Source organism: Oxalicibacterium sp., assembly GCF_035565035.1.
In the GTDB taxonomy this organism is placed as follows: domain Bacteria; phylum Pseudomonadota; class Gammaproteobacteria; order Burkholderiales; family Burkholderiaceae_D; genus Oxalicibacterium.
Genome location: NZ_DATMTD010000043.1, coordinates 1 through 9,975, shown reverse-complemented (window position 1 = coordinate 9,975; position 9,975 = coordinate 1). Strand labels below are relative to the sequence as shown.

The 9,975-nt window shown below is 56.5% G+C and carries 8 protein-coding genes; 6 read left to right on the top strand and 2 right to left on the bottom strand.

Annotation, left to right across the window (positions count from 1 at the left end; translation table 11 throughout):
- Positions 1-212: 212 nt before the first annotated feature.
- The gene (gene lexA, locus VN114_RS04245; protein ID WP_325512322.1) at positions 213-863 is read left to right on the top strand and encodes a transcriptional repressor LexA; all 651 of its coding nucleotides are present in this window, start codon (positions 213-215) and stop codon (positions 861-863) included.
- 88 nt (positions 864-951) lie between these two features.
- On the opposite strand, the gene VN114_RS04240 is transcribed toward lexA, so the two are convergent.
- The gene (locus tag VN114_RS04240; RefSeq protein ID WP_325512320.1) at positions 952-1,710 is read right to left on the bottom strand and encodes an RNA methyltransferase; all 759 of its coding nucleotides are present in this window, start codon (positions 1,708-1,710) and stop codon (positions 952-954) included.
- Between the two features lie 117 nt (positions 1,711-1,827).
- On the opposite strand from VN114_RS04240, the gene VN114_RS04235 reads away from it, so the two are divergent.
- From VN114_RS04235 to VN114_RS04220, 4 genes are all read left to right on the top strand, one after another.
- Positions 1,828-2,637 (top strand): inositol monophosphatase family protein, encoded by an 810-nt coding sequence (locus VN114_RS04235; RefSeq protein ID WP_414694191.1) that lies wholly within the window; start codon positions 1,828-1,830, stop codon positions 2,635-2,637.
- 236 nt (positions 2,638-2,873) lie between these two features.
- Positions 2,874-4,217, top strand: a complete 1,344-nt coding sequence (locus tag VN114_RS04230; protein ID WP_325512318.1) for a DEAD/DEAH box helicase — start codon at positions 2,874-2,876, stop codon at positions 4,215-4,217.
- A 186-nt stretch (positions 4,218-4,403) separates the two neighbouring features.
- Positions 4,404-7,067, top strand: coding sequence for a DNA mismatch repair protein MutS (gene mutS / locus VN114_RS04225; protein WP_325512316.1), 2,664 nt, complete (start codon positions 4,404-4,406; stop codon positions 7,065-7,067).
- A gap of 26 nt (positions 7,068-7,093) precedes the next feature.
- Positions 7,094-8,035 (top strand): hypothetical protein, encoded by a 942-nt coding sequence (locus VN114_RS04220; RefSeq protein WP_325512314.1) that lies wholly within the window; start codon positions 7,094-7,096, stop codon positions 8,033-8,035.
- A gap of 80 nt (positions 8,036-8,115) precedes the next feature.
- Here VN114_RS04220 and VN114_RS04215 read toward each other — a convergent pair whose 3' ends face one another.
- The gene (locus VN114_RS04215) at positions 8,116-8,655 is read right to left on the bottom strand and encodes a peptidylprolyl isomerase (protein ID WP_325512312.1); all 540 of its coding nucleotides are present in this window, start codon (positions 8,653-8,655) and stop codon (positions 8,116-8,118) included.
- Between the two features lie 90 nt (positions 8,656-8,745).
- On the opposite strand from VN114_RS04215, the gene VN114_RS04210 reads away from it, so the two are divergent.
- A complete protein-coding gene (locus tag VN114_RS04210; RefSeq protein ID WP_325512310.1) occupies positions 8,746-9,873 on the top strand; it encodes a cupin domain-containing protein in 1,128 nt (375 codons plus the stop codon).
- Positions 9,874-9,975 lie beyond the last annotated feature (102 nt).

Below are 9,975 nucleotides of genomic sequence, written 5' to 3'. Positions count from 1 at the left end.
TTTGGACTGATTGAAGAATCGCCCACCCCGGCGTCAAGACGAGTGTGGGAAGAGGAAAGCCCGCAACTATACCCTGAAATCATCGAATATTCAATCCATTCAAGCATTTAGAGCTTTCCAGACGCAAACGCCGCGGAAGCCGCGAAATGACTTGCATTGACACAAATACTGTATAAAATCCCATACTGTTCACATCCACAGCATGGAACCCGATGATCAAGCTCACCGCACGCCAGGAACAAATCCTCAATCTGATCCGCGACGCGATCGAAAATACCGGCTTCCCGCCGACCCGCGCCGAAATTGCGGCCGAGCTGGGTTTCCGTTCTGCCAATGCCGCAGAAGAACATTTGCAGGCATTGGCACGCAAGGGCGCCATCGAAATTTCTCCAGGCACTTCTCGGGGGATTCGTTTACGCGATGCGGAGCGCGGCGTCGAGTCTCCGACGCAAATGTCCCTGCCCCATCCTGCATTGATGCAATTGAGCCTGCCGCTGGTCGGACGGGTCGCCGCCGGCTCGCCGATCTTGGCGCAGGAACATGTGGAGCAGACCTACCATGTCGATCCGTCCATGTTCCCGGTCAAACCGGACTATCTGCTGAAAGTACGCGGCATGTCGATGCGCGATGTCGGCATTCTCGACGGCGATTTGCTGGCGGTAAAAAAAACGGATCAGGCACGCAATGGCCAGATCGTTGTGGCGCGTATCGGCGATGATGTCACGGTCAAACGCTATCGCAAGACCGGTTCGGCCATCGAGCTGCTGCCGGAAAATCCGGATTTCAATGTCATTCGCGTTGGCGAAGAAGATGGCTTTGCGCTGGAAGGTCTGGCGGTTGGACTGGTGCGTTCCTGGAACTGATCGAACGATCTGCACAAGAACATCAACGGGGCTTCATGCCCCGTTTTTGCATTTTCAGGCGTCGTGTCACAGCGTTCTGAATCGACCATCAACTCTCGTTGCGTCGGTCGAGAATCTGCCGGGCAATGCCACGCAGGATGTTGACCTCTTCCGTCTCCAGTTGCGTGCGCGAAAACAAGCGCTTCAGCCGCGGCATCAGCTTCTTCGGATTGTGCGGATCGAGAAAATCGATCTTGACCAGCGCCTGCTCCAGGTGTGCATACATCCCCTCCACCTGTTCCGCGCTGGCCGGTTCGCCCTGAAAACCTATGTTCGTCTCGCGCGGTGCATCACCTATTGCCGCAAGCCTGCATTCATACGCCAGCACTTGAATTGCCTGCGCCAGATTGAGCGATGAATAATCGGGATTGGCCGGAATGTTGATCAACGCATTGCACTTTTCGACAATTTCGTTCGGCAATCCGAAACGCTCGTTGCCGAAAACCAGCGCAACCGGCGCATCGAGCGCACATGCCGTTGCGGCCGCTTCGCGCGGCGACACAATCGGCGGCGAATATTCGCGCAATCTGGCGGAAACTGCCGCAGCAAAATGCACGCCCTGCAACGCTTCCTCGATCGAGGTTACGAGACGCGCGTTCTCCAGCACGTCCTGCGCACCGCTGGCAAAGGCAATCGCCTCGTCGCTGCGCGCAAATCCGGCATCGCGCGGATTGACTAATACCATTTCGACAAAACCCATGGTTTTCATCGCACGCGCGGCCGCGCCGATATTGCCGGGCAGGCTGGTTTCGACCAGCACAAAGCGCAGTCGGTTGAAAAGAGGCATGTCGGTTTGTGGCAGGTTCATTTAAAATAGCGGCATTGCGCGGCAATGCAATCTGCAGAACCTGCTTGTGCCGCATCGCTCATTAATTCAAATTGGATGGTCTGTCCGCATCAGCGGCAGCACCGTCATTTTAACGGAATCTCTATGCATCCCATGCTCAATACGGCGGTGAAGGCCGCCCGTCGCGGCGCCACCGTGATCAATCGCGCATCGTTCGACCTCGATCGCATCATGGTCAACGACAAGGGGCACAACGACTTTGTGACCGAAGTCGACCATGCTGCCGAACAGGCAATCGTCGAGGTTCTGTTGAACGCCTATCCCGACCACGCAATCCTGGCCGAGGAATCCGGCGCATCCGCCAACCTGCACGACGATGCAGAAAACGTCTGGATCATCGATCCGCTGGACGGCACCACCAACTTCATCCACGGCTTTCCGCAATATTGCGTATCGATCGCGCTGCAGCAACGCGGCCAGATCACGCAAGCCGTTGTCTACGATCCGACCCGCAACGATCTGTTTACCGCGACCAAAGGTGCCGGCGCCTACCTGAATGAAAAACGCATTCGCGTCGGCAAACGCGACAAGGTTGCTGACGCATTGATCGGCACCGGCTTTCCGTTCCGCGACATGCAGCAGCTGGATGAATACGTCGAGATGTTCAAGGTTGTCGTAAAGAACTCGGCCGGTGTGCGTCGTCCCGGTTCGGCCGCGCTGGATCTGGCATATGTTGCTGCCGGCCGTCTCGACGGTTTCTTCGAAAAGGGCCTGCATCCTTGGGATATCGCTGCGGGTTCATTGCTCGTAACGGAAGCCGGCGGCATCATGGGTGACTTCACCGGCGAGTCCGATTATCTGTACAAAGGCGATGTGATCGCCGGCTCGCCGAAGGTGTTTGCACAGATGATTACCTTGCTCAGCCCATTCGCAAAGACACGGAAATAATTCGTTGCATCGTCAGGAATGACGTACGGTCATCGCCGTCAACGGCATTCCTGACAAATTCTCCGCCATACCTCGTCATCTTTCCGCATCACACGTCATTCATCCTGTATAGTGCGTCCACGCGGCATTTCTCCAGTCAACCTGCCGCCGTCCCCTGCGACTACCTCGTACCTTAATCCGTTTGCCTGCGACTGGCGCCATGTGGCGACAGGCCGATAATTTTCATAGAGTTTCCCATGTCCTTTCTTGACCTCGGCCTGGCCGAAGGCATCGTGCGTGCTGTGACCGAACAGGGCTACAGCGCCCCTACCCCGATTCAAGCACAAGCAATTCCGGCCGTACTGGCCGGTGGCGATCTGCTCGCTGGCGCACAAACAGGCACCGGCAAAACCGCCGGCTTCACTTTGCCGATCCTGCATCGCCTTGCCACCAGCGGCGTCAAGCATGCGTCAACGACCTCGCAACGCACGATTCGCGCACTCGTACTGACACCAACGCGCGAACTCGCGGCACAGGTCGAAGAAAGCGTGCGCACTTACGGCAAATACGTGAACCTGTCGTCGGCAGTGATCTTCGGCGGCGTCGGTATCAATCCGCAAATCAAGCTGCTGAAACAAGGCGTCGATATTCTGGTCGCCACGCCGGGACGCCTGCTCGATCACATGCAGCAAGGCACGGTCAATCTGAACAATATCGAAATCCTGGTGCTGGACGAAGCCGACCGCATGCTCGACATGGGCTTCATCCGCGACATCCGCAAGGTGCTCGCCGTGTTGCCGCCAAAACGCCAGAACCTGCTGTTTTCCGCGACCTTCTCGAACGAGATCAAGGCGCTGGCAAACGGTCTGTTGAATGCGCCGACCATGATCGAAGTCGCCCGCCTGAATTCCACTGTCGAAATCATCGACCAGAAAATCCATCCGGTCGATCGCGACAAAAAGCATCCAATGCTCGCCTACCTGATCAAGACGCATAACTGGTCGCAAGTGCTGGTCTTCACCCGCACCAAGCACGGCGCCAACAAACTGGTCGAGCAACTCGAAAAAGACGGCATCACCGGCATGGCAATTCACGGCAACAAGAGCCAATCGGCGCGCACCAAGGCGCTGAGCGAATTCAAGGATGGCAAGCTGCAGGTACTGGTCGCCACCGACATCGCCGCGCGCGGTATCGATATCGATCAGTTGCCGCACGTGGTCAACTACGATTTACCGAACGTGCCGGAAGACTACGTGCATCGCATCGGCCGCACCGGCCGCGCCGGCGCCACCGGCGAAGCCGTCTCGCTGGTCTGCGTCGATGAACTGGGCATGCTGAAAGACATTGAAAAACTGATCAAGCGCAAACTGCCGTCTGAAGTCATTCCCGGCTTCGAACCGGATCTGAATGCGAAACCGCAGCCTATCCAGCTGCGCAGCCAGGGCGCGCCCGGTGGCGGACGCAGGCCGCAACAGAACAGAAGCGGCAATGGCGGCAACGCGCCTCGCAACCCTGCTGCAAAACCGGGTGGACCCGGCAAATCCGCCGGCGGCAATCCACGCCCGGCGGCGCCACACCGTTCCGGCGGCCGCGGTCGCTGATACAGACCGTTAACGCAGCAATGTGCCATTTTTTTGCGACTGTTCCGCGCCGTATTTCCATGCAGATGCATGGTTCTGCAAGTCGGATCAGTCGCATACAATGGCATTTTTAATTTTTCCCGATCCGTTGTAGTTGGCGCGCCATGATTCGGCGCACGATCGATTGACGCCATTCCGGAATCAACCATGTCATTGCCGGCACAGAATCCCTTCCCCGCACCGAACGACAAGCACACGCCGATGATGCAGCAGTATCTGCGCATCAAGGCAGACCATCCGACCACGCTGGTGTTTTACCGGATGGGCGATTTTTACGAACTGTTTTTCGACGATGCGGAAAAGGCATCGCGTCTGCTCGGCATCACGCTGACACAACGCGGTACGTCCAACGGCAATCCGATCAAGATGGCCGGCGTTCCCTTCCACGCGGTCGAGCAATATCTGGCCAAGCTGGTCAAGCTCGGCGAATCCATCGCCATCTGCGAACAGATCGGCGATCCGGCCACCAGCAAGGGCCCCGTTGAACGCAAGGTCGTGCGCGTCATCACGCCCGGCACGCTGACCGACTCGGATCTGCTGCCGGAAAAATCGGAACAGCCGTTGCTTGCGCTGTTCAGCACGACGCAACGCAAAACCGTCACGATCGGCCTCGCGTGGCTGTCGATGGCCAGCGGCGCGTTGAAGTTGATGGAATTTGCAACCGACGCGCAAAATGCAGAAACCCGACTGAAGCAGGAACTTGAGCGCATCGCCCCGGCAGAAATACTGATCCCGGGAAGCATCGACAATCCGTTCGGCGAATATGCACATGCACGCAATACAGTTGTCCCTGACTGGCATTTCGATCCGACCCACGGCGCCAAGGCATTGCACGAGCAATTGAATGTCTCCACACTGACCGGCTTCGGCGCAGACCATCTCGCCCCTGCAGTCGGCGCTGCCGGCGCGCTGCTGCGTTACGCGCAATCCACGCAAGGCCGCGGGCTGCAGCATGTACGTACATTGACTGTCGAAACCGAAAATGAATTCATCGGGCTTGATGCCGCTACGCGCCGCAATCTGGAGCTGACTGAAACGATACGCGGCCAGGACACTCATTCCGCCACATTATTCTCGCTGCTTGATCACTGTCGTACTGCGATGGGATCGCGCCTGCTGCGTCACTGGCTGCATCACGCGCAACGCGATCAGCGCATCGCCAGTGCGCGTCACTCGGCAATCAACGCCTTGATGCGTGCCGATGCATCGACAGGTATTTCATCGACGCTGGCCTCGGTGCCCGACATCGAACGCATTACAACGCGCATTGCGCTGATGAGCGCACGGCCACGTGATCTGGCCGGCATGCGTGGCGGCCTGCAGCAACTTCCTTCGCTGCGCACCTATGTCGCCATGTGCAACAAGGACGCCGACGCACCGTTGCTGCAAACCATCCACGACGCACTGGCGACGCCGAACGAATGTCTCGACCTGATCGAACGCGCGATCGCGATGGAGCCTGCGGCGATGGTGCGTGACGGCGGCGTCATTGCACGCGGCTTCGATGCGGAACTCGACGAATTACGCGGTCTGTCGGAAAACGCAGGACAATTCCTGATCGATCTCGAAACGCGCGAACGTGCCCGTACCGGCATCGCCAACCTGCGCGTCGAATACAACAAAGTTCACGGCTTTTACATTGAAGTGACGCACGGCCAGACCGACAAGGTGCCCGACGATTATCGCCGCCGCCAGACCTTGAAGAACGCCGAACGCTACATCACGCCTGAACTGAAAGCGTTCGAGGACAAGGCATTGTCAGCGCAGGAGCGTGCCCTCTCGCGTGAAAAGTATCTGTATGAGCAGGTACTGCAACAACTGCTGCAATACATTCCTCTCCTGCAGAACATTTCCCACGGACTGGCGCAACTCGATACGCTGGTCGCGCTGACCGATCACGCGATACGCCACAACTGGTGCGCGCCGCAACTGGTGAACGAACCCACGATTGCAATCGAGCAGGGACGCCATCCGGTTGTGGAAAATCACATCGAACGCTTCATCGCCAACGATTGCGTGCTGACCGGCGAGCGCAAATTGCTGTTGATCACCGGCCCCAACATGGGCGGTAAATCGACCTACATGCGCCAGGTTGCCTTGATTACCTTGCTCGCCTATGTCGGCAGCTTCGTTCCTGCGACGAGTGCCACGATCGGCCCGATCGACCGCATCTACACGCGCATTGGCGCTGCTGACGACCTGGCAGGCGGCCGTTCCACCTTCATGGTGGAAATGACGGAATCGGCCGCGATCCTGAATGGTGCCACCGAGAATTCTCTTGTTCTGATGGATGAAGTCGGTCGCGGCACGTCGACCTTCGATGGCTTGGCGCTTGCCTGGGCCATCGCGCGCCATCTGATTGAAACGACGCGCAGCTTCACGCTGTTCGCCACCCACTATTTCGAACTGACGCAATTGCCGGAAATTCATCCGACCTCTGCCAACGTGCACCTGTCGGCTGTCGAACACAAGGATCGCATTGTGTTCCTTCACGCCGTACAGACCGGTCCTGCGTCGCAAAGCTATGGCTTGCAGGTTGCGCAGCTGGCAGGCGTGCCGCAGCAGGTCATTCGTGCTGCGCGCAAGCACCTGGCTTCACTGGAAGCCCATTCGGTACAAACGACACCGCAGTTCGATCTGTTTGCAGATCGCGACGCTGCCGTATTTGAAGCCGAAGCTGACGATATCGCGCCCCATACCTCTGCAGTCGATGAAGCGGTCGCTGCCATCAATCCGGATGCGTTGTCGCCACGGGAAGCATTGGATGCGCTCTATCGCCTGAAGGAATTGAGCAATCGGTTACCGTCATGAAGGCCGCCTTTTCATCCAATCCATTCATGCATGCCTTGCGCTCGCTTGTATGCATCGTTTTTCTGTTTCCGATGTATTCGTACGGCAATGAAGCGTTCAGTTTCGGCGTCGTCGCCAAGCCGCTTCGTGCAGCAACCGCCGACACCCTGCTGCATGAAGCGATCGAAGAGACCGACGCCGACAACCTGGCCTTTGTCGTGGCAAACGGCATCAAGGCTGACGACGAACCGTGCAGTGACGAACTCTACAAGACCAGGCGCACGTTGTTCGACAACGCGAAAAACGGCTTGGTCGTTTCCGTCGCTGCAAGCGACTGGGCAGACTGCACGGGCGCGAAGAACCGCTCGATTGCGACAGAACGCATCCGTCGCCTGCGCGAAATGTTTTTCACCGATGATTTCTCGTTTGGCGACAGCAAGATTCCACTGATTCGCCAGTCGACCATTCCTTCATTCCGCATGTATGCAGAAAACATGCACTGGCGCATCGGGGACGTATTGTTCGCAACGATCAATCTGCCGGCGAACAATAACAATTACCTGAATGCCGCCGGGCGCAACAGCGAGTTTGAAGATCGTCAGGTTGCCAACAATGACTGGCTCAAACGCATTTTCATCACGGCGAAAGTCGGCAAACTGAATGGCATCGTGTTTTTTTGCGACGGCAATCCGATGATCCATACCGAACATTCTTCGAGCTTTTTCTCCAGCAGCAAGCGCGAAGGTTATGCCGACGTACGGCGGCAGATTGCGAAATTCGGAGCGGCATTTCACGGCCGCATCCTGATTGTTCACGGAGAGCCTGACCCTGCCAGAAAGATCGGATCGAAAAACATTCTTTGGCAAGGCAATATCGGCACTTTTGCGGCAGAAACTCCCTGGAGCAAGATCAAGGTCGATCCTGTACAGTCACAGTTATTCGCTGTTGTTACTCCAGATAGCGGCGCTCAACGGACTGCGCATCGCTGAATTTGTCCGGATCGCACAAACAAAAAAGGATGCCTGAGCATCCTTTTTTGTTTGTGGCACACGGCATTCGCCGGCAGCAATTAATGGATTGGGTGGCTGCGGAAATGATCGCCTTCAGCATCGTCGTCGTCTTCATGATGATGACCATGCGCACCATGGACGTGGCCATGCGCGATTTCCTCTTCAGTTGCTTCACGCACGCCCGTCACTTTCAGCGTAAAACGCAGCGCCATGCCAGCCAGCGGGTGATTGCCATCCAGCACGACCTTGTCGTCGGCGATATCGGTCACGGTGAAGATCGTCGGCATTTCATCATCGTCCGGCGTTTCCGGTGAACCTTCGAATTGCATACCGACTTCCAGCGGTGTCGGCAAGCGATGGCGCGGCTCGATCTTGACCAGATCCGGATCGTAGTCGCCAAATGCATCCTGCGGCTCGACCTGAATGGTTTCTTCAAAGCCGATCGTCTTGCCTTCCAGCGTTTCCTCGATTTTCGGCAGCGTGTTTTCGTATCCGCCATGCAGATACACCATCGGCTCACGACCTTCCTCGATCAACTCGCCCTGCGCATCCGACAGTTTGTAATCCACGGTCACGACCGTATTCTTGGCTATCTGCATGATGTTCCTTTCAATAAAGTGACCGCAATTATACCTGCGCACCTCTGACGACATCGCCGGTAACGCGGGACGTTACCCTATAATGGCGCGATGAAAAAAATGACCTTGCTGGGCGGCCTGACAGCCGCCGAATTCCTCCGCGACTACTGGCACAAGAAGCCTTTGCTTATCCGTCAGGCGATACCCGGATTCACCCCACTGCTCTCGCGCGACGAGCTGTTCGAACTGGCTGGACGTGACGACGTCGAATCACGCTTGATCACAAACGAAAAGCGCCAATGGAAGATGGACAGCGGCCCTTTCGAGCAGGTTCCGCCATTGACGCAAAAAAACTGGACGTTGCTGGTGCAAGGCGTCAACCTGCACGACGATGCCGTCGATGAGCTGATGCGACAATTCAGTTTTATTCCTGACACGCGGCTCGACGATCTGATGATCAGCTACGCAACCAAAACCGGCGGAGTTGGCGCACATTTCGATTCCTACGATGTCTTTCTGCTGCAGGCACACGGACATCGTCGCTGGCGCATCAGTGCGCAGACCGATTTGACTCTGGTGGATGGCGCACCTCTGAAAATTCTCAAGAATTTTCAACCCGAAGAGGAATTCACGCTTGCACCGGGCGACATGCTGTACCTGCCGCCGCAATATGCGCATGAAGGCACGGCGATGGACGAATGCATGACGTACTCGATCGGTTTTCGCGCACCGTCGTATCAGGAACTGGGCGAAGCCTTCCTCGAATCGATGATCGACACGATCGACCTGCCCGGCCGGTACGCCGATGCCGACTTGAAGTTGCCGAAGAATCGCGCCGAAATCAGCAATGCGATGCTGTCTCGCGTTTCGACAGAATTGAACAAGATGCGCTTCACACAGGAAGACATGACGCTCTTTCTCGGTGAATATCTTTCCGAACCGAAAGCGCATATCTATTTTGATGCACCCGATGTACAACTGACAAAAACACGCTTCTCTCAGCTTGCAAAAAAGGCAGGCATCAAGCTGTCACGTAAAACGCAAATGCTGCACCGCAATAACTATATTTTTATCAACGGCACGTCTTTCGAAGTGGGTGGTTCGGATCTGGAAATTCTGACTATATTAGCCAACGATCGCGCACTTGCCGGCACGATGGTTTCGTCTGCCTCCTCCGATGTGATGGAAGCACTCCATACCTGGCACAAAGATGGCTGGCTGCATTTGAAATCAACATGATCGCAGGAATTTGGATCCTGTCTCGCCAAGTTAAAAAACGCATCGATGAAGTCGAAAAAATGTCATTGCTGCCAATTTTTGTATCAATCTCACATCCCAATT